We start from the raw sequence: 24,670 nt of genomic DNA, 5'->3' as shown, positions 1-24,670 counted from the left end.
TGCAACCCGTTCAGCCATAATCGCACAGTGGCAGTCCCAACAGGACCGCGCTATGGTCTTGAAAACGGGATTGCCGTTTCAAAGGAATACGCATGCGCCGTCTGATCTGTTTGTTGCTTCCCCTGATTCTGGCGGCTTGCGGCGCTGACACGCTGCGTGTGCAGCCTGCGGCGGACTGGGCACAGGACACGTCGGATTTTCAGGTTGGGGCTGACTCTTTCCAGAAAATCAGTCGCGCGGTTGGCCGAGAAGCCCGTGCTGAGTGTCTGCGGCGGTCCAAGGTCAAGAATTGCGATTTCACGATCGTTGTTGACCTGAACCCGCGCGCGCCGGCGAATGCGTTTCAAACCCTGGACGACAAAGACCAACCGGTGATCATCTTTACCCGCGCGATGATCCAATCCGCCCAGAACGCGGATGAGCTGGCCTTTGTCATGGGGCACGAAGCCGCCCATCACGTGCTGCGCCATATTCCCCGACAAGCCGAAAACTCGCGCCAGAGCGCGGTCATCTTTGGTGAATTGGCCCGGCTGAGCGGCGCAGAAGGGGTCGCGGTTGAAGAGGCGCAAAAACTGGGGGCCCAAGTGGGTGCGCAGGTCTATGTGAAAGATTTTGAACTGGAAGCAGATCAACTGGGCACCATCATCACCCATAACGCTGGGTACAACCCTTTGATTGGCGCCAAATACTTTGACCGCATCCCCGATCCGGGCGACCGGTTTCTGGGAACGCACCCGCCCAATGCCCAGCGCGTCCAGATCGTTCTGGAAACGGCGAAGCAAGTCGGATTGACGCAATGACGTCATTGACGCGGCTTGGGGTGGTCTTGACGGACCGAGGGTCGAAATACGCGGTGTCAGGCGCAGCTGTCGGCGCGCGGGCGGATGTTGATGCGGTCTTGCGCGACCTTAAATCGGACAAAGCCTATGCCAAGGCGACGCATAACACCTGGGCTGCGATCTTGCCGACAGGTGCGCTTAAGGCGGACGATGGTGAAAGCGGGGCGGGCATGGTGATCCTGCGTATGTTGGAACGCGCCGGGCTTGAGGGGCATGTTGTCATCGTCACCCGCTGGTACGGGGGCAAAAAGCTGGGCGGTGACCGATTTCGCCGGGTTCAGGACGCCACCCGCGCCTATCTGGACCATATCAGCGCCGTGCCTTGACCTGAGTCAAAGGCCCACCTGCGGAAATGACGTACCTTTCTGAGGCGTGAGAAAGGGAGAGGATTTCCAATGCACTGCCAAGAAACACTAAAGCGGCACGCCGGTATGGTCGATCAGATGGCGACCAAGCTTGGGGTGGACCTGCAAAGCGCCGCAATTGAGGGTGAGGTTTCAATCGACCAGCTTTCCGATGCGGTCTTGCGCTGTACGGATTGCCCAAACCCCGGCCATTGTCAGAGCTTTCTGAACCGTCCCGACCCCGCGCGCCAAGCGCCGGAATACTGCCGGAATCAGGAACTGCTGACCAAATTGATCCCGTAACGCGCAAAGTGATCCCTGCGGGGATCAACAGAAAAATAGGAAATCTGATGACACGGCATGTTCTGGGGGACGTTGAAACGCACTTTTGGCTTACCCGCTCGGTTGCGCGGAGCATGAATGTTTCTCTGTCCGAGGCGATGGCGGAAGGTCGCCTCACATCCGAACACTACGCCGAGATGGTTACACGGTGCCGGGCGTCCCAATGCAACGACCGATGTGCGATCTGGCTGTCACAACAACAATCCGAAGCCCGCCTAGCCCCGGATTTTTGTGCAAACGCCCAGCTGCTGAACGGCCTGAAGCCGTAGTCAAAGCTTGGAATGCGACCCGTCACAAAGGGGCGGCGTTGCGCTGTGCTTGCAGCCGCAGAAAAAGACCTTTTTGCTGGCCTCGGCCGTGTATTTAACTGGTTCAATTCCCGTTCCCTGGTGCGACCCGTCGCAAAATGGTTGCCGCTTGGATCGACCACATGCGCACCAGAAATAGCTTCGGCCTTCGGTCACCTCGACCGGGTATGGTGCTTTTTGGGCAATTTTCGGACTGTCAGGCATGTGGCTACTCCGTTTTCGCTAATGTCCCTGCGTCAGTTTAGGGTAGTGCGCTGAAAACTGTAGGGAATACCGTGTCGGAAACGGCTGAAAATCGCTGTACCAGCGTGGATTCGCCTTTATTCACAATCGTGTGTTTGATCTTGTTGCAAATATACCATCGAGGCCCTATTCTGCAACTGGCCCCGAATTATTGGGCAATATCAGAAAATTAACAAAGGATTGTCGGACATGAAACTCAAATTTGCTGCCGTTAGCGCAATTGCCCTGGTTCTGGCTGCTTGTTCGCAGCAGGAAGAACCGACACCGGTTTATATTACACCCGAATATGACAAGTTTGGTTCGCCGAGCTGCCCGGCAGGCACTGATCTGGCCACAACCGAAGCTGGTCAGACCGTCTGTAACCCGGTCGCACAATAAGCATTCCGCGGGCGGCTTTTTCCAAGCCGTCCGCACAATTTCCCGCAGTATGGCCGCCTCTGGGCGGTTTTTTCTTGCCTGCTATATGCCGATCAGGGTTGCGTCTGATCCACTGGAAAGTCGAAAGCTCATGATCAACTTCGTTGACCGCCTCAAAGATCGCACCCGCTGGAGCTGGCAGGGTCTGACCGCCACCTGGCACGCCGAATATTCGTTTCGCGCCTGGGTCTGGGCCAATCTCATTTCCGCTGTTTTGGCGTTTTTGTTGCCACTTGGCGATGGGGTCCGCGCAGTCATTGTGGTGTTGGGCATTCTTGTATTGGTGGCTGAGTTGTTCAACACCGCGATTGAACGGGCTGTCGATCACACCTCGACCGCGCGCAGCACATTGGCAGGTCAGGCCAAGGATGCGGCCAGCGCAGCCGTGGCCTTAACCGCTGTGGCGGCTGGCATTGCGTGGGCCGTTGGGCTTTGGGGTTTGTTTTGATCTGCCCGGGAAGCCCTTAGCGACTATGCCACAAGCCCCCATGTCGGTGCTTTCGGTGCCTGATCCCATATCGCTTTGGCACGTAGAATTGTTTGTACCGTTTCTTATGGTGTTTGCGTGTCGCGCGGTGGTGTTTTTTCCGTGGCTTTACGTGATGTATTGGGGGTTTGGCCGAATGGGCCTTAACCTTGGGCGCGAAATAATACCGATTTACATGGTGTTTGCTGCGGTGGTGAATGCTCAGCGGTTTGGACCCGACGATGTCGAAGCCCCCTGAACTGCTGATGATGCCCTCGGCAATTACCGGTGCGGCATAAAGCTGGACCGCAAGAAGCACGGCCACGAATTTCGCAGCAAAAGAACGTGGATCAGACATTGTACCCTCCTTCTAACGAACCAAGGTGTCCTGTCATAATCCGGGATTCCTGCGCCCGACGCCAATAAACTCGGCTCACGCTTCTCCGATCAAAGGTGACCGGCCTGTCACGTCACAGACGTTTGCCCCACAAGTCATATTCGCCAGCTTCATCCACCTCGACGGGAATGATATCGCCGGGTTTGAGGTCTTCGAACCCTTCGTCGATGAACAGGTTGCCATCAATCTCGGGCGCATCTGCCTGCGTGCGGCAAGTGGCGGCGTCGGCGTCAACCTCGTCCACGATCACCTGAATGGTTTGCCCCACCTTGGCCACCAGTTTGGCCTCGGAAATGGCCTGGGCCTTTTCCATGAAGCGGTCCCACCGGTCCTGTTTGACTTCGGCCGGGACGTGATCGGGCAGGTCGTTCGACCGCGCGCCAGCCACGTTTTCGTATTGAAAGCAACCGACACGATCCAGCTGCGCCTCGTCCATCCAGTCCAGCAGGGTCTGAAACTCGGCTTCAGTCTCGCCGGGGTAGCCGACGATGAAGGTCGACCGCAGGGTGATGTCCGGGCAGGTCGCGCGCCAGGCGGCGATCTCGTCCAGGGTCTTGGCGGCAGCCGCCGGGCGGGCCATGCGTTTCAGAACGTCCGGGTGGGCGTGCTGAAAGGGAATATCCATATAGGGCAGGATGTTACTGCCAGCGCCCGCCATAAGGGGAATCAGATCGCGCACATGCGGATAGGGATAGACATAGTGCAGGCGCACCCACGCATCGAGCTGCCCCAATTCGCGCGCCAGATCGGTAATGTGGCTGCGAACCTCGCGGTCTTTCCACGGGTTCACGTCATATTTCCGGTCCAGCCCATAGGCCGAGGTATCCTGCGAGATTACCAGCAGCTCGCGGACGCCATTGTCGACCAGCTTTTCGGCCTCACGCAGGACGGCATGGGCCGGGCGGCTGGCCAATTTGCCGCGCATGTCGGGGATGATGCAGAACTTGCACTTGTGGTTACAGCCTTCGGAAATCTTGAGATAGCTGTAATGGCGCGGCGTCAGCTGCACGCTGCTGGCGGGCAGAAGATCGACAAACGGGTCCGGGTCGGGTGGAACAGCCTTATGGACGGCATCCAGAACCTGCTCGTACTGATGGGGTCCGGTGACGGCCATGATGCGGGGGTGGTGTTCGCGGATGTAATCCGGCTCAGCCCCCAAACAGCCGGTCACGATGACCTTGCCGTTTTCCACCAAAGCCTCACCAATGGCGTCCAGCGATTCAGCCTTGGCACTGTCAAGGAACCCGCAGGTGTTCACGATCACGGCATCGGCCCCTGAATAATCGGGGGAAATCCCATAGCCTTCGGCCCGCAGGCGGGTCAGAATCCGTTCACTATCAACCAATGCCTTGGGGCAACCCAGCGACACCATACCGATGGTGGGCTGGTTCGAACGTGGCATCTCGGGCATCCGGGCGGCAGGCGCCAGGTCGGGGCGGAGGTTTGGCGGGTTCGTGGTCATGGCGCGGCATATAGTGGGGAAAGCTTCCCCTTGCAAATGCGGTGCAGGCTTTGAATGATCTTTTCAACGCATGCCAAAAAAGCGGAGAGCAGTAAAATGAAGTGGCTGTTGCGCATTCTGTTTCTAATCCTAGCCGTGGTTGGACTGGTGATCGGCGCATTGTTGCTGATGCCGGGGGACAAGCTGGCGAGGATTCTCGCCGAGCAGGTCAAGGCTGAGACGGGTCGTGATCTGATATTGTCCGGCGACGTGAACTTGTCGTTCTGGCCCGTGCTGGGCGTGGAAACCGGCCCTGTAACCTTTGGCAACGCGTCCTGGGCCGGGCCGCAACCCATGCTCAGCGCCGAAAGTCTGGCCATTGGTGTGGAGGCAGCCGCGCTGATCAACGGAGATTTTCGGATCAAGCGCGTCATTGCAGACAATCCGGTTCTGCGCCTTGAATTATCGGACGGGCACGGAAATTGGGAGCTGGAATCCGCGGCACCACAGCCCGCAGCAGGCCAAAGCACCGGGGGCGGCGGCACACCAACGACACCCCGCCCGCGCGCTGTGACGCTGGACCGTCTGGAACTGACCGGCGCGCAGCTGATCTATGTCGAAAACGGCGCGACAAAGTTCAGCTTTTCCGACGTCGATCTGTCTGCCAGTTGGCCCGCCGCGACGGCCCCGATGGTCATGAAGGCGCAAATGGCGGTCCCGGGTGGCAAGGTCAGCGTGGACCTGACGATCCCCGACCTGCCGGCCTATGCCTCGGGGGCGGTTGCACCTTTAACGCTGGATCTGGCCGCGCCGGGGGGGAAGGTCGATTTTGACGGCCGGGTTAATCTTTCCGGTGAAATGGACGGAAAGTTGCAAGTCAAAACAACGGATACCGAACGGATGCTGGCCGCATTTGGTCAGGCCGGTGTCGGTGTGCCGCTGGGCTTGGGGCGGATCGCCGATGTGTCGGGGCAGATGACCTACACAAGTGAGGGACGGATATCGGTGCGCAACATGGTGGCGCAACTGGATCATAACCGATTGACCGGTGAGGTGGATATCGTGATCTCGGACCCGCCAAAGATCACGGCGCGATTGGACGGTGGCGATATTGACCTGTCGCGGTTCAACGAAGGGTCGGCCCCGGACAACCCAACATCAGCCCCGGCCGGTGGCGGGTCCGGTTCGGCGACAAGTGAATCCAGCGGGTGGTCCACGGCACCGATCGACGCATCGGCTCTGGCGCTGGCAAACGGGCAGATACGATTGAAAGCAAAGTCCATCGCAGTGCCGAATCTGACGCTGGGACCCAGTGATCTGACGCTCAGCCTGGACAGATCGCGGGCGGTTCTGAAGATGAACCCGGCAACCCTGTTTTCGGGCCAATTGAATGGACAGGTGGTTGCCAACAATCGAAACGGCCTGTCGGTCGGCGGCAACCTGCAAGCGACGGATATCAACATTCAGCAAGCCTTATCGGCGCTGGGGGATGTCAACCGTTTGTCCGGCTCAGGCTCTGGGTCACTGGAATTTCTGGGTGTTGGTCAATCCGAGGATCAGATCATGCGCTCGCTCAGCGGCAAGGGTAATCTGAACCTGGGGCGGGGCGTAATCAACGGGTTTGACCTGGATCGCCTGATGGGGCGCGGCGAAGGGACGGGCAGCACAACCGTGTTCAACAGTCTGACCGCCAGTTTCACGATGGATCAGGGGAATTTGTACAACGATGACCTGTTGATGTCTCTGGACAACTTCCGGGCCGATGGCACAGGTCGCGTGGGCATCGGCGCGCGTGATATCGACTATCTGTTCACGCCGGTCGCTTTGCGCGCAAACTCAGGCAAAGGCATATCCGTTCCGGTGCGCATTGTCGGACCGTGGAGCGACCCGTCGGTCAAACCGGACCTGAGCAAAGCGCTTGAGGCTGCCGCCGAAGCAAAGGTCAAAGAGCTTGAGGATGACGCCAAACAAAAGGTTCTGGAAAAAGTCAGCGACGAGTTGGGAACCACAGTAACGGAAAGCGAAGACATTGAAGACGCGCTGAAAAACAAGCTGGAAGAAGAGGCTAAAAAGGGCCTGCTCAAGCTGTTTGGGAGTGATTAGGATCTCGGGGCGCTTTGCGCGCCCCAAGATCAACATCTGCTAGATGGTCTGGTCGTAATCGCCGACGCCGGGTTCAGTACGAATGACGGCGTCGATATCCGCAAAGATCGCGCGCATTTCGTCTTCGCTGGCGCTGCTTTCGCAGACCACAACCAGATTTGGCGTGTTCGAAGACGCCCGCACCAGACCCCAACTGCCATTGTCCAGGATGACCCGTGCACCGTTGACGGTCACTACCTCTTTGATCGCGCGGCCTGCGAAGGTTTCGCCAGCTTCAGCCTTGGCGACCAGCTTGGCAACAAGACGCGTGAGAATGTCATATTTCTCGGTATCTGAGGCATAGGGCGACATGGTCGGCGTCGCCCAGGTTTTTGGCAGCGCCTTGCGCAGATCCGACATGCTTTTGTCCGGGTTGCGGTCCATCAGCTTGCAGATTTCCACTGCCACCCGCATGCCGCAGTCATACCCACGCCCGATCGGTTCGGCCAGAAAGTAGTGACCCGATTTCTCGAACCCGGCCAGCGCGTTGATTTCCTTGACCCGGCGCTTCATGTGGCTGTGGCCGGTTTTCCAGTAATCGGCCTTGATACCGTGGGCCTGCAATTCGGGATCGCTGGCAAACAGGCCGGTCGACTTCACGTCGGCCACAAAGGTCGAATTGGGATACAGCTTGGCCAGATCGCGGGCCATGATCACACCGACTTTGTCGGCGAAAATCTCTTCGCCCTCATCGTCCACAACGCCGCAGCGGTCGCCGTCGCCGTCAAACCCCAGCGCCATGTCAGCACCGCTGGATTTCACGGTGTCGGACATGTCATGCAACATCTCCATCGCTTCGGGGTTGGGGTTGTAGTTGGGGAATGTGTAATCCAGCCGGTTGTGGCTGGGCACCACTTCGACCCCCATCCGTTCAAAGATTTCGGGCGCAAAGGCCGAGGCCGTGCCGTTGCCGGTGGCGCAGACAATCTTTAGCGGTCGGGATACTTTGAAATCGCCAACGAGATCGTCGATATAAGCCTCTTTCACGCCGTCGACGAATTCGTATGACCCACCCTCATGCGCGGCACCTTCACCGTTCAGGACGATGTCGCGCAGTTCGGACATTTCGTCCGGACCATGGGTCAGCGGGCGGTCAAAGCCCATCTTGACGCCGGTCCAGCCGTTTGGATTGTGGCTGGCGGTGACCATGGCCACGGCAGGTACGTTCAGGTGAAACTGCGCGAAGTAAGCCATCGGGCTGAGCGCGGGGCCAATATCCTTGACCTGAATTCCCGCCTGCATCAGACCCAGGATCAGTGCGTTTTTGATCGCCAGAGAATAGTCGCGATAATCGTTGCCGACCGCGATCACCGGATCAATCCCGCGTTTGCGCATCTGCGTGCCCAAGCCCAGACCAAGGGCGGTCATGCCGGGCAGGTTGATCTCTTCCGGATACTTCCAGCGGGCGTCGTATTCACGAAAACCGGTGGGTTTGATCATCGGATCGCGCAGAAAGCTCCAGGTGTTCGGGGTCACCTCAGGCGTAGGTTTGGTCATAAGATTACTCTTGCTTAAATCTGAATTGGATTGGCTTTGGCCAGCGCATCAAAGCGCATCAATGTGTCAACCAGTTGGGGCATCTGATCCAGATAGATCATGTTCGGCCCGTCGCAGGGGGCGTTGTCCGGGTCTTGATGCGTCTCCATGAAAACGGCACCTGCGCCAACGGCCACAGCAGCGCGGGCCATGACCGGGGCAAATTCACGCTGACCACCGGTCGAACCGCCAAGCCCGGCCGGTTGTTGAACAGAATGGGTTGCGTCCATCACAACGGGATAGCCAGTCGCTGCCATCTGCGGCAGCGACCGCATATCGGTAACCAGCGTGTTGTAGCCAAACGAGGTTCCGCGTTCCGTCAATAGGATGTTCGTATTTCCGGTGCTTTCAATCTTAGTGACAATGTTTTCCATATCCCAAGGTGCCAAAAACTGCCCTTTTTTGACATTGATTGCCGCGCCCGTTTGGGCTGCGGCCAACACCAAATCGGTTTGCCGGCACAACAGTGCCGGGATTTGCAGCACGTCCACCGCATCGGCGGCGATGGCACATTGGGCTTCGGTGTGGACATCGGTGAGAACCGGAATGCCCATCGTTTTGCGAATGTCATCCAGAACTTTCAGTCCGGTATCAATTCCCATGCCGCGTTCACCAGACAAGGATGTCCGGTTCGCCTTGTCGTAGGATGCCTTGAAAACGTATTGGGCGCCAACGGCGTCGCAGGCCTCTTTCATTTTGCCCGCGATCATCTGGGCGTGATCGGCGGTTTCAAGCTGGCAAGGGCCGGCAATGATCGTCAGAGGCAGATCATTGCCGACCGTGAGATCGGAGATTTTTACATGTTTCATGTGTCTTACGAGGATACCTGTTCACGAAGGACCGACGCGGTAAGCGAGATCATCAGGTAGATACCAGCAAACAACAGGAAAGCCAAAATCGTATTTTCGAACTTGCGCGGATAGCTGGGTTCCTGGCTTGCGACCGGATTTACCGAAACCGTCAGGTACCGCACTTTGCGGTTCGCCTCGGTCCGTGTGGTTTCCATCTGCTCCATTGCGCTTTGCAGCATCATGTCGCGCGCCGCAAGGTCGGTCTGAGCCATCTGAATTCGCACGCTCAGACGCGCCAGCGAGTTTTCGCCTGCCGATGCGTCCAGCATTTCGGCGTTAAGCTCCTCAAGAACTGCTTCTAGCCGAACTATGTCAGCCTGGACCCCGTCCACCTTGGCCTTGTTGGGGCGAAGGTTATCCAACAGCGCAGCAAGTTGAAGCTCTTTGTCCTGAAGCAGGATTTCGATTTCGTTGATGCGGACCCGCAATCCCGCAAGAACGTTTTCGGGATCAAGAACCGCGCCCTGCAATTGCAGTTCGATCAGTTGTTCCTGGGCTTTACGCCGCTCCTCCTGCGCGGATTCGAACCCTTTCAAAGCGTCGCGCATCTGGTCCTCGCGCTTTAACTCTGTCAGCCCGTTTATGGTGTCCTCGGCATAAGAAATCAGCTTGTTTGACAGGACGACCGCAATTTCGGGTTCAGGTGCCGCGACTTCCATGCGGATGATACCGTCCGTCGGATCATAGCCGATCACGATCATCCGCGTGTACAGCTTATAGGTCTCTTCAAGGCTGGCATCCGGGGATAGCCGCTGAATCGGATCAATCCAGTCCTGTTTGAAAATCTCGGAAAACCCGATATCCCGTTCCAGCCGCTGCAAGGCGTCTTTGGATTCCAGAAACTCTTGCGTTGCGACGGAATCTTGCGCCGTGGCAAATTGCGTGCCCGACAACAGCCCGCCGATAGAGCCGCCGCCGCCATCCGCCTGCAGAATCGAAAACGCGGAATCGCTTGCGTACATCGGCGTCGCGATCCGATAAAAATACAGACCGACAATTAGCGTCGGCAGCAAAACAAATGCTGCCAACCGCGCGAACAGCGCCAGCAGCTTCCGCCTGCGGCGGCGCGCGATATCCTTTTGGATTTCGCCAATCTCAAAGTCCCGGCGTTGCGCGGGGCTTAACTCTGGGCCAGGCAGATTTTGTGGTGCCTGCTTGACCGTTTGCGGCAACTGAATCGTGATCTTGTCTTCGGCGGGGGAGTCTGCACCACTTTTTTCGGCAGCCAGTTCCAGCAGATTGGTGCGTTCAAAAGGGTCAATCCCCTTGAGACGCAGCAGCCGAACGGCTTCGTAATCCGAGGCCGCGGCCAATCCGTTCATCTGCGCCAGACGCCGGGCCACCCGTAGCTGGCGGCCAGTCAGCCCCTCCCGTTTGATGTCCTCAATTTCCGTCGCGGGCGGTGTATTCGCGGCATCGGGCGGCTGTGTCGCCTGCCTGATTCGCGAAATGGCATCCGAACGGGCGTCAGCTGTGCCGGCCCCCTGACGTTTGCGGCGCCAGTTGTACTTTCTAGCCTTGGGTTTGGTAGTCATATAACTGTTTTGCCTCTTCCAAGGTTTCGAACATGTGAAGCTGGCCGTCCAGCAGAACCGCAGCCTGGCGCGCAAAGCGTTCCAGAACGGCAGGGCTGTGCGACACGATCACCAACGTCGTCGTGCGCAGCCTTTCCTGCAGGATGTCCCCCGCCTTTCTGTTGAACTCGACATCTGTTGTCGCTGGCATCCCTTCGTCAATCAGATACATGTCGAAGTCCAGAGCCAGCATCAGCGCAAAGGTAAACCGTGCCTTCATCCCGGACGAATAGGTGGCAAGGGGCTGATTGAAGTACTCGCCCAAACCGCAGAGCCAGCTACAATACGCCTCGACGTAGTCGGGATCCATGCCATAGATCTTGGCGATATAGCGTGCGTTTTCCAACGCGGACAGCTTGCCGGAAACACCCCCGGTAAACCCCATCGGAAATGACACCCGGCAAGATTTTCGGATCACGCCTTCGTCGGGTTTCTCTAATCCAGCCATCATATTGATCAGCGTTGTCTTACCGGTCCCATTAGGGGCCAGAATGCCAATGGACCTGCCCAGTTCGACCCGAAACGAGACCTGATCCAGAATCACCTTACGGCGTGTCCCGGTCCAAAAGGACTTACTGACATTCTCGAACTCAAGCATTCATAGCCTGCTGCTTTTGTCTTGTTTGTTGCACCGACAGGGGCGGTGAAAGTGTCGTTCCATTAAGCGCCCATATTGGCCACATTATGTCGAATTATGAAACAAATGATCAATGCGTGCCGAACTGGCCTGTTGGTATTGTGACTTTTACACCGGTTGGCCCAAAGCTGCGCGTTGACTATCTTTCAGGTCGAACGTCAACCAGTTTGTTTCAGGAAACCTTGCCATCTGATGAATTCGCTTGAAAAAGAAATCCAGTCCTGCCGCCTGTGCGCGGACAGGTTCGCAGCCACCGAAACAGCGCATGAACCACGCCCCGTTGTCTGGTTCCGGCAAGGGGCGCCGATCTTAATCGCCGGGCAGGCACCGGGCGCGCGGGTTCATGCGTCGGGTCGGCCCTTCACTGACCCTTCGGGTGATCGGCTGCGGGATTGGTTGGGGATCGACGAGAGCGTGTTCTACGACCGGTCCCGCGTTTCGATCGTGCCGATGGCCTTTTGTTTCCCGGGATACGACAAGCGAAAGGCTGACCTGCCGCCACCCGTGATTTGCGGCCAAACCTGGCACGACAGGGTGATGCAGGACCTTGGTGACGTTCCTTTGACCATCCTGGTCGGCGGCCACGCCCATAAATACCACCTCAAGACCCGAACAAATGTCACTGATACCGTGCGCAACTGGCGGGACCACGCGCCGCGCATCTTTGCCTTGCCACATCCGTCGTGGCGAAATACGGCATGGATGAAGAAAAACCCGTGGTTTGAGGCTGATCTGCTGCCCGTTCTGCGGGCACGGGTGCAAGAGGTTCTGAATGACTGAGACAACGGCGCTGGACAATGCCCATGCCGCAATGGAAGCCACCCCGCAGGATGATGCCCTTCGGTTAAGGTTCTTTGAACGGCTGGCCGATAGTGAGCTGTTCCTGATGCTGACCGAAGAGGCGCAGGGCGAAAACATCTCGCCCGAGCTTTTCGATGTGGCGGACGGGCAATTCGTGCTGGCCTTTGACCGCGAGGATCGGCTTGCGCGTTTTGCTGAACGTCCTGTGCCTTATGTGGCGCTGTCGGGTCGCATCCTCGCCTCTTTGCTGACGGGGCAGGGGATCGGTCTGGGTTTGAATCTTGAGGTCGCGCCTTCGTCGATGCTGATCCCGCCCGAGGCGCTGGGCTGGCTGGCGGTCACGTTGCAGCATGGCCCAGAGGAAGTTCAGCAGCATCTGGCTGAATTCCTGTCGCCAGCGGGCCTGCCGGACGATTTGCTGACTGCGCTGGACGCAAAGCTTGCCACCGCCGTCGGTCTGGCCGAGGCCGCGTTTCTGGTGGCCACCAAGTCCCCAGAGGGTGGGACAGGGCATCTTTTGGGATTTGTGGGGGCGATTGATGGTGCGGAACCAGCATTGGCCAAGGCCGCATCCGAGGCGTTGACCTTTTCCGGGATCGAAGCCGGGGCGTTGGATGTCGGCTTTTTTCGACCTCATGACGCGGCGGCGGCATCTTTGGCGCGGGTCGGGTTGCGGTTCGATCTGCCTCAGCCCGAGGCGCGTGTCATGACGCAGATTGTCCCCGGAAGTGACCCTGAAAAACCGCCTATTCTTAAGTAGTCCCCGGAAAAAAGACCCCACAGATCTGTGGGGCCTTTCAGAGTTATTCGGCAGCCGCTTCCAGTTTGTCCTGCGTGCGGGTTTCAAAGTCGCTGGCCTCGTGGCGTTCGTGAAGCTGCGTGTGCGGTTCCCCAAACGGCCGGTTGACCATGCGGCCACGCTGAACCGCTGGCCGTTCGTCAATCGCCTTGGCCCAACGCATCACGTTTTCATAGGATTCCACATCCAGGAATTCCGCCGCGCTGTACAGACGACCCAGAACCAACTGGCCATACCAGGGCCAGATCGCCATGTCGGCAATCGTGTAATCTTCGCCCGCGATAAAGGTCTTATCCGCCAGTTCGCGATCCAGAACGTCCAACTGGCGCTTGGTTTCCATGGCGAAGCGATTGATCGGATATTCCCATTTCTCGGGCGCATAGGCGTAGAAATGGCCAAATCCGCCACCCAGATAAGGCGCGCTGCCCATCTGCCAGAACACCCAGTTCATCACTTCGGTGCGCTCGGGGCCGGATTTCGGCAGGAAGGCGTCGAATTTCTCGGCCAGATGGAACAGGATCGACGCACTTTCGAACACGCGCAAAGGTTCATCACCCGACCGGTCCCACAGCGCCGGGATTTTCGAGTTGGGATTGGCATCTACAAACCCCGAGCTGAACTGATCGCCCTCACCAATGTCGACAAGCCAGGCGTTGTATTCCGCGCCTTCATGGCCCAGCGCCAGCAGTTCCTCAAGCATCACAGTCACTTTGACACCGTTGGGGGTGGCCAGCGAATACAGCTGAATCGGATGACGCCCGACCGGCAAATCCTTGTCATGGGTGGCACCGGCAATCGGGCGATTGATATTGGCGAATTGCCCGCCGCTTTTACTGTCCCATGTCCAGACCGTTGGGGGGGTATAGGTCGATTGCTCGCTCATCGCGTCTTGCCTTTCTCAGCAAAGTTCATGTGAATTGTCCGTCCGTCACAACAGCTAATATTGCAAAGTCCAAAGTCCAACCCCGGATGAGGGCGCAATCTTGTAACAAACGGCGTCGAACCTCTCACGATTTATCATTCGACGTCACAGCGTCGCGAGGGGCACTGCGCAGCGCGCGGAAATCACCTATTGTCTGGTCAGGCCCGAAATTCGGGCGATTTCACAACCCTGAGGACAAAAGGATTGACCACATGAAACGCTTTGCCTTGACCCTAGCAACAGCCCTGACCCTTGCCCTTCCTGCCTTTGCAGGCGACCAGTATGTGGATGGCACAGGGTTTGCCGTGTCAGGTTACGACGTCGTCGCCTATCGCAACCTTGATCAGGCACCGATTGGTCAGTCCCAACCCGAAGCTGTGCGGGGGCGTGCGGATTATACTGCCGACTACAACGGTGCGACCTGGGCGTTTGCAAGCGCAGAAAACCGCGACAAGTTCCTTGAGAATCCAGCCCATTATGCCCCGCAATATGACGGGCACTGCGCATACGGCGTGTCGCGCGGCGGTAAGGTTCCGGCCAACCCGAACCTGTGGCGGATCGTTGATGACAAGCTGTATCTGAACATCACCGACGTTGTTGTCGGCTTCTTCGAAGAAGACGTTCCCGGCAACATCAATCTGGCCGAAGGCAATTGGCCCGGTATCGAATCCACCGAGGCATCCACCAGCGTGATCCCGAAATTCACCTCTGAAGGCCCGGTCACGAACTAAGGCACGAGTTAAGACAAAAAAGCCCGGCTGCATCTGGCCGGGCTTTGCTTGGTTCGGCCGGTTATCCGGCCAGCCAGAATTCATCGCGTATTTGCTTGTCGGCGTCGAACCTGATGCGAACGCTTTTGGCCCCCGGAAATTTACGCGCTGTAATCGTCTCGGGCACCACGACCTCACCGGCACCGGCATCCTTTGACTGAAAGCTGAGCACTTCGGTTTCCATGCGCCGCGCGGCCGCCAGAAACGAGGTTGGCAGGGCAACCCGATTGGCCCCCTCGCAAACCGGCGTCGAAACGAAATATGTCAGATGACGACCATAAAAACCCACTGCATCCGGCACATGATCCGAATCTGTAACGGTTTGCGCATCAGACGATGGCGCAACCCCTTCGGGATTGTGCGACAACGCCTTGTTTAACAAGATGCGGCAGGCGTCGATATCAGTATGGTCCAGATCGACAACACGCTTGCGCACTTTCGGTCGCCGGATTTTGCCGGGCGTAGCCCCTTTGCCCGCCAGACCTTCGCGGCGCAGCAGATCGTATGCCTCTTTCGCGCGGGCGAAACTGGAACAATCGCTGGTGGTGTGATCGGGATGCGCATGAAAAGCAATATGGCGCCATGCGTCCCGAATATCATCTGATCCGGCGCTTTGATCCAGGCCAAGGACTGCCAAGGCGTCGGCGCGGGCCATGATCTTGTCAACAGGCTCCATAACTCAAAACACTCTTTAAACAAACTGTACGCTCTTACTGTGAAGGGCCTCACGAATTTGTCAAATTTGTTGGTGTATTTGAGGGGTTCTCAAGACAATTGCCGCAGTTTTGCGGATATTGTTTATGCGCAGATTTATGCATCAATTGATGTGCCGCCGCAGTCATCAGCCCGGATTCAGGCAGACAATTGCAGCGGGCATGGATTTAGGCGACGTTTTGCAGCTCGGTCTTTGGGGTAATGCCCAGGGCAAAGCACACATCACGCGTCAGCTCTGGTCGGTTCAGCGTATAGAAATGCAGTTTGTCCACACCGCCTTCGATCAGGTCGGAACACAATTCCGTACACAGAGCCGTGGCCAGCAAATCCTCGCGGTCATCGCGCACAGCCTTTTCAAAGGCTTGCTCGACCCAGGCCGGGATGCGTGTTCCGCAGCGGCGGGCAAAATTACGCGCGCCTTTCCAATTCTCAATCGGCAGAATGCCCGGAACGATGGGTTTGTCTATTCCCGCCTTTTCGCAGGCATCGCGGAACCGGAAAAACGTCTCGGCCTCAAAGAAGAACTGCGTCAGGGCTTCGTCCGCGCCAGCGTCCAGTTTGGCTTTTAGCCAATCGACATCGGTGCGCGCATCCCGCGCTTCGGGGTGGATGTCAGGATAGGCACCAACGCGAATGCTGAACATTTCCGTTTCCGCCAGCGCAGAAATCAGTTCGACCGAATTCGCAAAACCATCTGGGTGTGCTTCGAACCGCTCCTGACCTTTTGGCGGATCACCACGCAGCGCCACGATGTCCTGAACGCCCGCGCGTGCAAAGGTGTCGGCAATTTCCAGCGTTTCCTGACGCGAGGCGTCAACGCAGGTCAGGTGGGCCGCGACCGGCAGGCCCGACGACTTGTGCAGCGTTGCCACCGCATCGCGGGTCAATTCGCGCGTTGTGCCACCTGCGCCGTATGTGACCGACACGAAACGCGGGTCAAGTGGCGCCAGGGTCTGAACTGTATCCCAAAGCCGGAACGAGGCCTCAAGCGTTTGCGGCGGGAAGAACTCGAATGAAATTTCTGGCTTGGTCATTGTGATCTCGTCTGTTCAGTTCGCAGCCCTTGTGCCATGTCATTCATTGTGAGACAAACTCATATTACTCAAGAACAACATGAGTCTCACTGCAATGCACATAGAATTCCGGCACCTGCGCACGATCAAGGCGATCCATGAATGTGGTGGGCTTGCCCGCGCTGCGGATCAGCTGAACATCACCCAATCTGCGCTGAGCCATCAGATCAAAGGGCTGGAGGATCAAGCCGGGGTCGAACTGTTCCTGCGCCGGTCCAAACCGATGAAACTGTCGGCGGCGGGGCTGCGACTGTTGCGTCTGGCCGAACAGATCCTGCCGCAGGTCGAGGCCACGCAGCACGAATTTACATCGCTGCGCGAAGGGCGCACCGGGCGGATGCATATTGCCATTGAATGCCATGCCTGTTTCGAATGGCTTTTCCCGGTGCTTGAAGCCTTTCGTAAATCCTGGGGCGATGTGGATGTGGATATCCGTCCGGGCCTGGCCTTTGACGCCTTGCCCGCGCTTCAGAAAGAAGAGGTCGATCTGGTCGTCTCATCCGACCCCGAAAATTTGCCGGGTGTCGAGTTCATCGAGTTGTTCGACTATGACGCGGTCTTTGTCGCGGCATCGACGCACCCGCTGGCGCAAAAGGAATTCATCGAGGCCGAGGATTTCCGGGGGCAAACCCTGATCACCTATCCCGTAGAACGCACCCGGCTGGACGTCTTCAGCCAGTTGCTAATCCCCGCGCGCGTTGAACCGGCGGCGATCCGACAGGTCGAACTGACTGCCGTGATCTTGCTGTTGGTGGCGTCGAACCGGGGAATTTCAGTGCTGCCCGACTGGGTTGTGCGCGAGGTAAAGTACAATTCGGACTATGTCACCCGCCCGCTAACCAAGGATGGGATCACCCGCAGGCTGTATGCGGCGGTGCGTACCGATGACCTTGAAAAACCCTTTGTGCAAGAGCTGATCAAGCTGGCCGAAACCGAGGCGCGCAAGCTGCAATCGCAATAGGCGCAAAACGCGGGTCTGCTATGCGCATCATTCCTCTTGGCAAGGGCGCATTGCATCAGTATACGCGCGGTTTGACCGGACAGGAGCCTTTGAACAATGGTTGGCAGTGCAAACCTCAACATCATGATCAAGGCCGCGCGCAAGGCGGGGCGTTCTTTGGTCAAGGATTTTCGTGAAGTCGAGAACCTTCAGGTGTCGATGAAAGGTGCGGGCGACTTTGTGTCCAAAGCTGATATTGCCGCCGAGGCGATCCTGAAAGAGGAACTGCTGGGCGCGCGCCCGACCTATGGCTGGCTGGCCGAAGAGGGCGGCGTGATTGAGGGCGAAGACCCGACCCGCCGCTGGATCGTGGACCCGCTGGACGGCACCACCAATTTCCTGCACGGCCTGCCGCATTGGGCGATTTCCATCGCGCTGGAGCACAAAGGCAAGATCGTTGCCGGTGTGATCTATGATGCCGCCAAGGATGAGATGTTCTTTGCCGAAAAAGGCGAGGGCGCGTGGATGAATGACATGCGCATCCGGGTTTCGGGTCGCCATCGCATGATCGAGTCGATCTTTTCGACCGGTCTGCCCTTTGGTGGTCGTTCAGATTTGCCTGCCACGTTGCAGGATCTGGCCCGTCTGATGCCCGTCTGTTCCGGTGTGCGCCGCTGGGGTGCTGCCGCGCTGGATATGGCCTATGTGGCTGCAGGACGGTACGAAGGGTTCTGGGAACGCCGCCTGAACGCCTGGGATCTGGCCGCCGGGATCATCATCGTGAAAGAGGCCGGTGGCTTTGTTCAGCCGCTGAACCCCAAAGGTAACGTGCTGGATGATGGCGAGGTGATCTGTGGGAACGAGCCGATCTTTGATCAGTTTGCCAAGGTGATCCGGGGCTGAGCCTTCCGGATATCCATCAAGCAAGCGCGCCCCGATCGAGGCGCGCTTTTTTGTGTCACAGTGCAACCCGCTGCGCCAGCCCGGCCTCATCCGCCAGACGTGCGGCAACGGACGCCACCGCAAGATCCTGTAGCCCGACGCCCGTTCCATCGAACAGGGTAATTTCATCCGCGCCCGTTCTGCCCGGATGATCGCCGTTGATCACGGCACCAATGGGGGTGATCGCGGATTCAGTCAGGGCACCAGTGCCCGCCGCGTGTTGCGCTTCGCCAATTGTCAGGGATTGGGCAACTTCATCTGTGAAAACCGTGGCCGAGGTGACCAGCTCCGGGTCGACCTCCATCTTTCCCTTCGTATCCGTGCCCATGCAGGCCAGATGCGTGCCGGGTTTGATCCAGTCTTTCATCAGCAGCGGCTCAAAAGCCGAGGTGATGGTGATGATCACATCTGCCTGTGCGCCCAGTTCCTGTTGGCTGACGGCCTCGAATTCCAGCCCGATCTCGTCGGCGACGGCCGCCAGCCGGGGCAGCATGTCGGGGTGCGGATTCCACGCGACGACTTTCTCAAAATCGCGTTGTTCAGCGGCGGCGCGCAGTTGGAACGCAGATTGATGCCCGGCCCCGACCATGCCCAGAACCTTGGCATCCTTGCGGGCAAGCTGTGCAATCGACACCGCAGATGAGGCCGCCGTGCGCACCGCCGTCAGATAATTGCCACCAACCAGTGCGGACAATTGCCCGGTATCGGGGTCGAACAGAAACACCGTCGACTGATGATTGGTCAGCCCCTTGTCGGCGTTGCCCGGCCAATAGCCGCCGGATTTGACCCCCAGAACCTGACCATCCCGATCAAACCCCGATTTAAAACCGTAAAGCGCATCGGCATAACCCAACGCCTCGCGGATGACGGGAAAGTTGCGCGCCCCACCACTGGCCATTGCGGCGAAAACGGATTGGACGGCGTCAAAAGCCTGGCTTCGACCGACCAGTTGTTCGCACAAGTCTTCGCCCACAATCAGCAGGCCGTCGGTTTGCGTATTCATGGCATCCCTCATTTCTCAATAAGCCTTTCCGCGTGCGGAGACGGGCCATAGGGTTTCAACCTTGCCGTTGCGCACACCGACATACCAGTCATGGACATTGCAGGTGGGATCACAATGACCGGGCACCAGCCGCAGCTTGTCATTAACTTTCAGAAGGCCATCCGGGTCACCGATCACCCCGTGCTCGTCCGAGCATTTGAGGTATTCCACATCGTCGCGGCCAAAGATGAAGGGCAGGCCGCTGTCGACCGACTGCGCCTTGAGGCCCGCGTCACAAATGGCTTTGTCGGCCTTGGCGTGGCTCATGACGCTGGTCAGGATGAACAGCGCGTTTTCCCATTCACCCTGGTCGATCCGCTTGCCGTCCTTATCCAGAATGCGGCCATAATCAGCATCCATAAAGGCATAGGACCCGCATTGCAGTTCGTTATAAACGCCCGAATTGCTTTCAAAATAATACGATCCGGTGCCCCCGCCCGACACCAGTTCCGGGTCCAGCCCGACAGCTTTCAAGCCTTGAACGGCATCCGCGACCATGCCGATGGCAACATCCAGCTTGGCCTTGCGGTCTTCAAAGCTGTCCATGTGCTGCATCGCGCCCTGATAGGCTTGAATGCCCAGAAACTTCAGGTTGTCTGCCGCATCAATTGCGCGGGCAATCGCAACAACATCCTGCGTGGTGGTCACACCGCAACGGCCCGCGCCGCAGTCGATTTCGATGAAAACACTCAGATCGGTGCCATGTTTGACAGCCGCAGCAGACAGATCGGCCACATTGTCGATGTCGTCCACACAGACGATGACATGGGCGTCAAACTTGGGCAGCTGCGCCAGCCGGTCGATCTTGGCCGGGTCACGCACCTGATTGGAAACGAGAATATCCTTGATGCCGCCCCGCGCGAAAACCTCGGCCTCGGACACTTTTTGGCAGCACACTCCGACCGAGCCGCCCAGCTCCTCCTGCAGCTTGGCGACATCCACCGACTTGTGCATCTTGCCATGAACGCGGTGGCGCATCCCATGCGCCTTGGCGTAATCGCCCATCTTTTTGATGTTTCGTTCAAGCGCATCCAGATCCAGGATCAGGCAGGGTGTCTGAATCTCGCTTTCATCCATGCCGATGGCGGCGGGGATGTCGTACCCAACTTCTAGGTCATTGATGTTCACAGGTTTGTTCATGTCGTTCCTCCTTGCCCTGTCAGCCAGGGCAGCTTGTCCAAATCCACATTGCCGCCGGTTATGATCACCCCGACACGCTTGCCCCGAAACACGTCGGGGGTCTTGAGAATGGTTGCCAGGGGCACCGCCGAAGACGGCTCCATCACAACGCGCAGATATTTCCAGGTCAGTTTCATCGCCTCGATGATCTCAGCCTCAGAGGCGGTGAAGATGTCGGTCACGTGGTTGGACACGAAGTGCCACGTGTTTTCCTTCAGGGGCACCAGCAGGCCATCGGCTACGGTTTTCGGCGCGTCATCGGCGATGATGTGGCCGGCTTTGAACGACCGGTACGCGTCATCCGCCTGTTCCGGTTCCGCCGCGTAGATCGCCGTATCGGGCGACAGGTTCGAGACCGTCAGGCAAGTGCCCGACACCATGCCGCCGCCGCCAATCGGGGCGATTACCGCATCCACGCCATCGGTCTGTTCCAGCAATTCAGCCGAACATGTGGCCTGACCGGCAATGACGCGCGGATCGTTATAGGGGTGTACGAACTCTCCACCCGTTTGGGCCTGCACCTCGGCAAATGTTGCCTCGCGCGACGATGTTGACGGCTCACATTCAGTGATCGTGCCGCCATAGCGGCGCACCGCATCCTTCTTGGCTTGCGGGGCCGTGCGCGGCATGACCACATTGCAGGGAATGCCCCGCCGACCTGCGGCATAAGACAGGGACAGCGCGTGGTTGCCACTGGAATGCGTACACACGCCCCGGACCGCCATGTCATCGGGCAGGCTGAACACCGCATTGCATGCGCCACGCACCTTAAAGGCACCGGCCTCTTGAAAGTTCTCGCATTTAAAGAACAGCTGCGCGCCGGTCAGTTCGTTCAGATACTCGGATTCCATGACCGGGGTGCGCCGGATATGGGGTTTGATCCGCTTATGTGCAGCGCGCATGTCGTTGACCGTAAGGTCCGAGGCGGCGACGTGATCCAACATCTTCATACTCCTCAGGCTGCGGCTTTGGCGCTGTCGGACGGCCCGCTGCGGTAATAGTCCTGCGCGGCGGCTACTCCGCTGCCCAAAACGATCGGATAGTCCAGATCGGCCATTGCCATTTCGATGGCGCCAAGACCGGACAGAACCATCACGTCCGTCAAACTGCCCAGATGGCCGATGCGGAACGCCCGGCCGTTCATCTGACCCAGACCGACGCCGAAGGACACGTCATAGGTGTTGAAGGCGTGATCGGTCAGCGCATTGCTGTCGAACCCGTCGGGCACATAGATCGCGCTGACGGTGTCGGAATACAGGTCCGGCGATTGCGCAACCAGCTTCAACCCCCAGGCATCGACCGCCCGGCGCACCCCTTCAGCCAGCCGGAAGTGGCGGGCATAGACGTTTTCCAGGCCTTCTTCGAACAACATGTTCAGGCTTTCGCGCATGCCATAGATCAGTTGCAAAGGCGGCGTGTAGGGAAACCCGCCCGAGGCGTTGGCCGCCATCATATCACCGAAATCAAAAAATGTCCGGGGCAGTTTCGCGCTTGCCATCGCCTCTTGCGCCTTGGGGCTGACACACAGGATGGCCATGCCGGTGGCCAGCATGAACCCTTTTTGCGACCCCGAGACAGCGATATCAACGCCCCAGTCGTCAAACGCAAACGGCATCGAGGCCAAAGAGCTGACGCAATCCACAAACAGCATCGCCGGGTGATCGGTAACATCCATCGCCCGCCGAACAGCGCTGATATCCGAACGGACCCCGGTTGCCGTTTCATTGTGGGTGACCAGAACCGCGCGGATTTCATGGGCGGTGTCATCGGCCAGCGCGGTCTGAAACTGATCCGCAGGCGCGCCGCTGCCCCAGGGGCATTCGATGACCTGAACATCCAGCCCGTGCCGTTCGCACAGGTCGATCCAGCGATGGCTGAACACGCCATACCGGGCGACCAGAACCTTGTCGCCGGGGCTGAGCGTATTGGTGATCGCCGCCTCCCACCCGCCGGTGCCGCTGGCCGGAAACGTCACGATCTGCCCGGTCGTGGTGCCAAAAACTTTTTTGGTCCCCTCCAGAACAGGCATGAAAGTATCGACAAAATCAGGCGCGCGGTGATCCTGGGTCTGGACATGCATGGCAAGCCGCAACCGGTCCGGGATGTTTGTCGGGCCGGGAATGAATACTGGGTTTTGGTTGGACATCTCGTGTTCCTCCGCTTTGGAGGCAAGTGTCGTAAATTGCTCCGTCAGGTGCAATTTTCTTGAAAAATATTTTCATTTTTGCGATTTAATTGCTAACGCGCTGAAATAACGAAATCTTCTGTTTTTCATTTCCGAAAGCCGAAAATGACTGACACAAAATCTCTGGCGTGCGGGTTAAGGAGGTAAGGATGGAAAACCAGAAAAGACCGCGCGGCAGGCCAAAGTCGCTGTTCAAGGAAAGCTCGGCCGGGACGATGCAGTCTTTGGATCGTGCGCTGGGCGTTTTGACGACGGTTGCGCGGCTTGAACGCGCAGCGCTGAGCGATCTGGCGCGTGAAGTGGGCGTGCCCACGGCGACGACCCATCGCATCCTGGTGACACTGCAAAAGCACGGGTTTGTCGCCTTTGATGAGGAGCGACAGGAATGGATGACCGGGATCGAGGCATACCGGACGGGTGCCTCGTTTCTGCGACGCAACAGCGTGTTGGAAATCGGACGGCCGATCCTGCGGCGTCTGATGCAGGACAGCGGCGAGACCGCCAATCTGGCAGTGCCGGATGGGGCCGAGGTAGTGTTTGTCGGACAGGTTGAAACTCTGAACCCGATCCGGGCATTTTTCCCACCGGGGGCGCGGACACCGATGTATGCCTCGGGCACGGGCAAAGCCATTCTTGCCGCGATGAGCGATGATGGCTTGGCCAGAACATTGGCAATAGCCAATCCGGTGCCCTTCACGGGCAACACGCTGGTACAGGAAAAGACGCTGCGATCGGATCTGTCCGAAACCCGCGCACGCGGCTGGTCTCATGACCGCGAAGAACGGTACGAGGGGATGTCCTGCATCGGTGCCGCGATCTTTAATGAAAGGGCCGAGCCCTGCGCCGGTATCTCGGTTTCCGGGCCGACGGTCCGCTTTGACGCGGCCCGCGCGCCCGAGTTGGGCGCGCGCGTGGTGGAGGCCGCGCAAGAGATCACCCGGCTTAGCGGGGGGCGCAATCCGAATGTGCCGGGCGATTGATGCCGGTCTACTTGCGAGATACGCGGGGAATGCGGGATTGCGAGATTTTATATGTGTGCTCGGGGTGGGGCGGATGGCCGTGCGTCCGGTTCCAGTATCCTGGGCCGCCGCGTTTCAGCCAAAGCGGGATGCACAGGATCAGGCCAACAAAGAAACCACCCGTATGCGCCCAATAGGCAACGCCGCCTTCGTCGGGGTTGCTTGCAAGGCTGCCCATGAATTGAAGGCCCAGCCAGACGCCCAGCATGATAAAGGCTGGTATGGTGAAAATCCGGAAATAGACGATCAGGATCAGCAGGATATCCACGCGGGCCTTGGGGAACAGCAATAAATAGCCTCCCATAACTCCCGCAATCGCCCCGGATGCCCCGATGGTGGGCACTATTGAACCCGGCGCGGTGGCGACATGGATCAGGCCCGCGCCGATTCCGGCGACCAGATAGAACAGCAAAAAGGGCAGGTGGCCCATCTCATCTTCGAGGTTGTCGCCGAAGATCCACAGAAACAGCATATTGCCCGCCAGATGCATCCAGCCCCCGTGCAAAAACATCGAAGTGACGAGGGTTTCAAAGGCAAACCCATCGGTGATCCGCGCCGGTATAACTGCATAATCGAAATACAGCTGATTGATCAGGCGCGCATTGTCCATCATCCCCACATAGCTAAGGAAAATCAGAATATTACCCGCCATCAAAAGATAGACGATATAAGGTGTTCGCCCCGAAGGGTTATGGTCACGGATCGGAAACATGGTGCGACGCTGGGCTTTTCACGGCCCAGCGTCAA

27 protein-coding genes are annotated in these 24,670 nt (G+C 58.2%); 13 read left to right on the top strand and 14 right to left on the bottom strand.

Annotated elements, in window-relative coordinates; translation table 11 throughout:
- Window positions 1-92 precede the first annotated feature (92 nt).
- The 4 genes from JT51_RS04725 (at window position 93) to JT51_RS22185 (ending at window position 1,794) form a co-directional block, all read left to right on the top strand.
- On the top strand, window positions 93-800 hold the full coding sequence (locus JT51_RS04725; protein WP_037308414.1) for a M48 family metallopeptidase: 708 nt from the start codon (window positions 93-95) through the stop codon (window positions 798-800).
- Window positions 797-1,165, top strand: a complete 369-nt coding sequence (locus JT51_RS04720; protein WP_051927401.1) for a YigZ family protein — start codon at window positions 797-799, stop codon at window positions 1,163-1,165. The genes JT51_RS04725 and JT51_RS04720 overlap by 4 nt, the downstream gene beginning before the upstream one ends.
- Before the next feature lie 69 nt (window positions 1,166-1,234).
- Entirely contained in the window at window positions 1,235-1,486 is a 252-nt protein-coding gene (locus JT51_RS04715; RefSeq protein ID WP_037308408.1) for a DUF6455 family protein, read from the top strand.
- 47 nt (window positions 1,487-1,533) lie between these two features.
- Window positions 1,534-1,794, top strand: coding sequence for a DUF6455 family protein (locus JT51_RS22185; RefSeq protein WP_037308405.1), 261 nt, complete (start codon window positions 1,534-1,536; stop codon window positions 1,792-1,794).
- Here JT51_RS22185 and JT51_RS21400 read toward each other — a convergent pair whose 3' ends face one another.
- On the bottom strand, window positions 1,795-2,037 hold the full coding sequence (locus JT51_RS21400; RefSeq protein WP_081894594.1) for a CDGSH iron-sulfur domain-containing protein: 243 nt from the start codon (window positions 2,035-2,037) through the stop codon (window positions 1,795-1,797).
- Between the two features lie 228 nt (window positions 2,038-2,265).
- Between JT51_RS21400 and JT51_RS04705 the strand changes: the two genes are divergently transcribed.
- Complete coding sequence (locus JT51_RS04705; protein WP_037308402.1) at window positions 2,266-2,454, top strand: hypothetical protein; 189 nt, start codon at window positions 2,266-2,268, stop codon at window positions 2,452-2,454.
- A 130-nt stretch (window positions 2,455-2,584) separates the two neighbouring features.
- The gene (locus tag JT51_RS04700) at window positions 2,585-2,941 is read left to right on the top strand and encodes a diacylglycerol kinase (RefSeq protein ID WP_037309501.1); all 357 of its coding nucleotides are present in this window, start codon (window positions 2,585-2,587) and stop codon (window positions 2,939-2,941) included.
- Between the two features lie 488 nt (window positions 2,942-3,429).
- On the opposite strand, the gene rimO is transcribed toward JT51_RS04700, so the two are convergent.
- Window positions 3,430-4,818: a 30S ribosomal protein S12 methylthiotransferase RimO gene (gene rimO / locus JT51_RS04690; RefSeq protein ID WP_037308396.1), complete on the bottom strand. Its 1,389-nt coding sequence runs from the start codon at window positions 4,816-4,818 to the stop codon at window positions 3,430-3,432.
- Window positions 4,819-4,914: 96 nt separating this feature from the next.
- On the opposite strand from rimO, the gene JT51_RS04685 reads away from it, so the two are divergent.
- Window positions 4,915-6,900, top strand: coding sequence for an AsmA family protein (locus JT51_RS04685; protein ID WP_037309498.1), 1,986 nt, complete (start codon window positions 4,915-4,917; stop codon window positions 6,898-6,900).
- Between the two features lie 39 nt (window positions 6,901-6,939).
- Here the strand turns inward: JT51_RS04685 and JT51_RS04680 are convergent, their stop codons facing one another.
- Genes JT51_RS04680 through JT51_RS04665 form a run of 4 tightly spaced genes read right to left on the bottom strand, consistent with a single transcriptional unit; the run spans window position 6,940 to window position 11,498 of the window.
- A complete protein-coding gene (locus JT51_RS04680; RefSeq protein ID WP_037308393.1) occupies window positions 6,940-8,436 on the bottom strand; it encodes a phosphomannomutase/phosphoglucomutase in 1,497 nt (498 codons plus the stop codon).
- A gap of 14 nt (window positions 8,437-8,450) precedes the next feature.
- Window positions 8,451-9,284, bottom strand: a complete 834-nt coding sequence (gene kdsA, locus JT51_RS04675; protein WP_037308391.1) for a 3-deoxy-8-phosphooctulonate synthase — start codon at window positions 9,282-9,284, stop codon at window positions 8,451-8,453.
- A 5-nt stretch (window positions 9,285-9,289) separates the two neighbouring features.
- On the bottom strand, window positions 9,290-10,861 hold the full coding sequence (locus JT51_RS04670; protein WP_037308389.1) for a capsule biosynthesis protein: 1,572 nt from the start codon (window positions 10,859-10,861) through the stop codon (window positions 9,290-9,292).
- Window positions 10,839-11,498: an ABC transporter ATP-binding protein gene (locus tag JT51_RS04665; protein WP_037308386.1), complete on the bottom strand. Its 660-nt coding sequence runs from the start codon at window positions 11,496-11,498 to the stop codon at window positions 10,839-10,841. Before JT51_RS04665 ends, JT51_RS04670 begins: the two co-directional genes overlap by 23 nt.
- A gap of 231 nt (window positions 11,499-11,729) precedes the next feature.
- On the opposite strand from JT51_RS04665, the gene JT51_RS04660 reads away from it, so the two are divergent.
- Window positions 11,730-12,317, top strand: coding sequence for a uracil-DNA glycosylase family protein (locus JT51_RS04660; protein ID WP_037308384.1), 588 nt, complete (start codon window positions 11,730-11,732; stop codon window positions 12,315-12,317).
- Complete coding sequence (locus JT51_RS04655; RefSeq protein WP_037308381.1) at window positions 12,310-13,098, top strand: SseB family protein; 789 nt, start codon at window positions 12,310-12,312, stop codon at window positions 13,096-13,098. The genes JT51_RS04660 and JT51_RS04655 overlap by 8 nt, the downstream gene beginning before the upstream one ends.
- A 43-nt stretch (window positions 13,099-13,141) precedes the next feature.
- On the opposite strand, the gene yghU is transcribed toward JT51_RS04655, so the two are convergent.
- Entirely contained in the window at window positions 13,142-14,020 is an 879-nt protein-coding gene (yghU, locus tag JT51_RS04650; RefSeq protein WP_037308378.1) for a glutathione-dependent disulfide-bond oxidoreductase, read from the bottom strand.
- A 251-nt stretch (window positions 14,021-14,271) separates the two neighbouring features.
- On the opposite strand from yghU, the gene JT51_RS04645 reads away from it, so the two are divergent.
- Window positions 14,272-14,790, top strand: coding sequence for a YHS domain-containing (seleno)protein (locus tag JT51_RS04645; protein WP_037308375.1), 519 nt, complete (start codon window positions 14,272-14,274; stop codon window positions 14,788-14,790).
- 61 nt (window positions 14,791-14,851) lie between these two features.
- Here JT51_RS04645 and JT51_RS04640 read toward each other — a convergent pair whose 3' ends face one another.
- Window positions 14,852-15,505 (bottom strand): DnaJ domain-containing protein, encoded by a 654-nt coding sequence (locus tag JT51_RS04640; protein WP_037308372.1) that lies wholly within the window; start codon window positions 15,503-15,505, stop codon window positions 14,852-14,854.
- 205 nt (window positions 15,506-15,710) lie between these two features.
- Window positions 15,711-16,577, bottom strand: coding sequence for a methylenetetrahydrofolate reductase [NAD(P)H] (metF, locus tag JT51_RS04635; protein WP_037308370.1), 867 nt, complete (start codon window positions 16,575-16,577; stop codon window positions 15,711-15,713).
- A gap of 94 nt (window positions 16,578-16,671) precedes the next feature.
- Between metF and JT51_RS04630 the strand changes: the two genes are divergently transcribed.
- Both JT51_RS04630 and JT51_RS04625 read left to right on the top strand, forming a co-directional pair.
- Window positions 16,672-17,577 (top strand): LysR family transcriptional regulator, encoded by a 906-nt coding sequence (locus JT51_RS04630; RefSeq protein ID WP_037308368.1) that lies wholly within the window; start codon window positions 16,672-16,674, stop codon window positions 17,575-17,577.
- A 96-nt stretch (window positions 17,578-17,673) separates the two neighbouring features.
- Complete coding sequence (locus JT51_RS04625; RefSeq protein ID WP_037308365.1) at window positions 17,674-18,459, top strand: inositol monophosphatase family protein; 786 nt, start codon at window positions 17,674-17,676, stop codon at window positions 18,457-18,459.
- A gap of 55 nt (window positions 18,460-18,514) precedes the next feature.
- On the opposite strand, the gene bhcD is transcribed toward JT51_RS04625, so the two are convergent.
- From bhcD to bhcA, 4 genes are read right to left on the bottom strand one after another with little or no spacing between them, the layout of a single operon-like run.
- Entirely contained in the window at window positions 18,515-19,501 is a 987-nt protein-coding gene (bhcD, locus tag JT51_RS04620) for an iminosuccinate reductase BhcD (RefSeq protein ID WP_200876061.1), read from the bottom strand.
- 15 nt (window positions 19,502-19,516) lie between these two features.
- Window positions 19,517-20,680 (bottom strand): 3-hydroxy-D-aspartate aldolase BhcC, encoded by a 1,164-nt coding sequence (gene bhcC / locus JT51_RS04615; protein ID WP_037308361.1) that lies wholly within the window; start codon window positions 20,678-20,680, stop codon window positions 19,517-19,519.
- Complete coding sequence (bhcB, locus tag JT51_RS04610) at window positions 20,677-21,663, bottom strand: beta-hydroxyaspartate dehydratase BhcB (protein WP_037308359.1); 987 nt, start codon at window positions 21,661-21,663, stop codon at window positions 20,677-20,679. Before bhcB ends, bhcC begins: the two co-directional genes overlap by 4 nt.
- A gap of 11 nt (window positions 21,664-21,674) precedes the next feature.
- Window positions 21,675-22,865, bottom strand: coding sequence for an L-aspartate--glyoxylate aminotransferase BhcA (gene bhcA, locus JT51_RS04605; RefSeq protein ID WP_037308357.1), 1,191 nt, complete (start codon window positions 22,863-22,865; stop codon window positions 21,675-21,677).
- 188 nt (window positions 22,866-23,053) lie between these two features.
- Here bhcA and JT51_RS04600 point away from each other — a divergent pair, with 188 nt between their 5' ends.
- Window positions 23,054-23,884 (top strand): IclR family transcriptional regulator, encoded by an 831-nt coding sequence (locus JT51_RS04600; protein WP_037308354.1) that lies wholly within the window; start codon window positions 23,054-23,056, stop codon window positions 23,882-23,884.
- A 7-nt stretch (window positions 23,885-23,891) separates the two neighbouring features.
- On the opposite strand, the gene JT51_RS04595 is transcribed toward JT51_RS04600, so the two are convergent.
- A complete protein-coding gene (locus JT51_RS04595; RefSeq protein WP_037308351.1) occupies window positions 23,892-24,635 on the bottom strand; it encodes a rhomboid family intramembrane serine protease in 744 nt (247 codons plus the stop codon).
- Window positions 24,636-24,670: the final 35 nt, after the last annotated feature.

The organism is Ruegeria halocynthiae (assembly GCF_000743705.1).
In the GTDB taxonomy this organism is placed as follows: domain Bacteria; phylum Pseudomonadota; class Alphaproteobacteria; order Rhodobacterales; family Rhodobacteraceae; genus Ruegeria; species Ruegeria halocynthiae_B.
The sequence above is the reverse complement of the archived record's forward strand: the minus strand, read 5'-3'. Positions and strand labels throughout refer to the sequence as shown.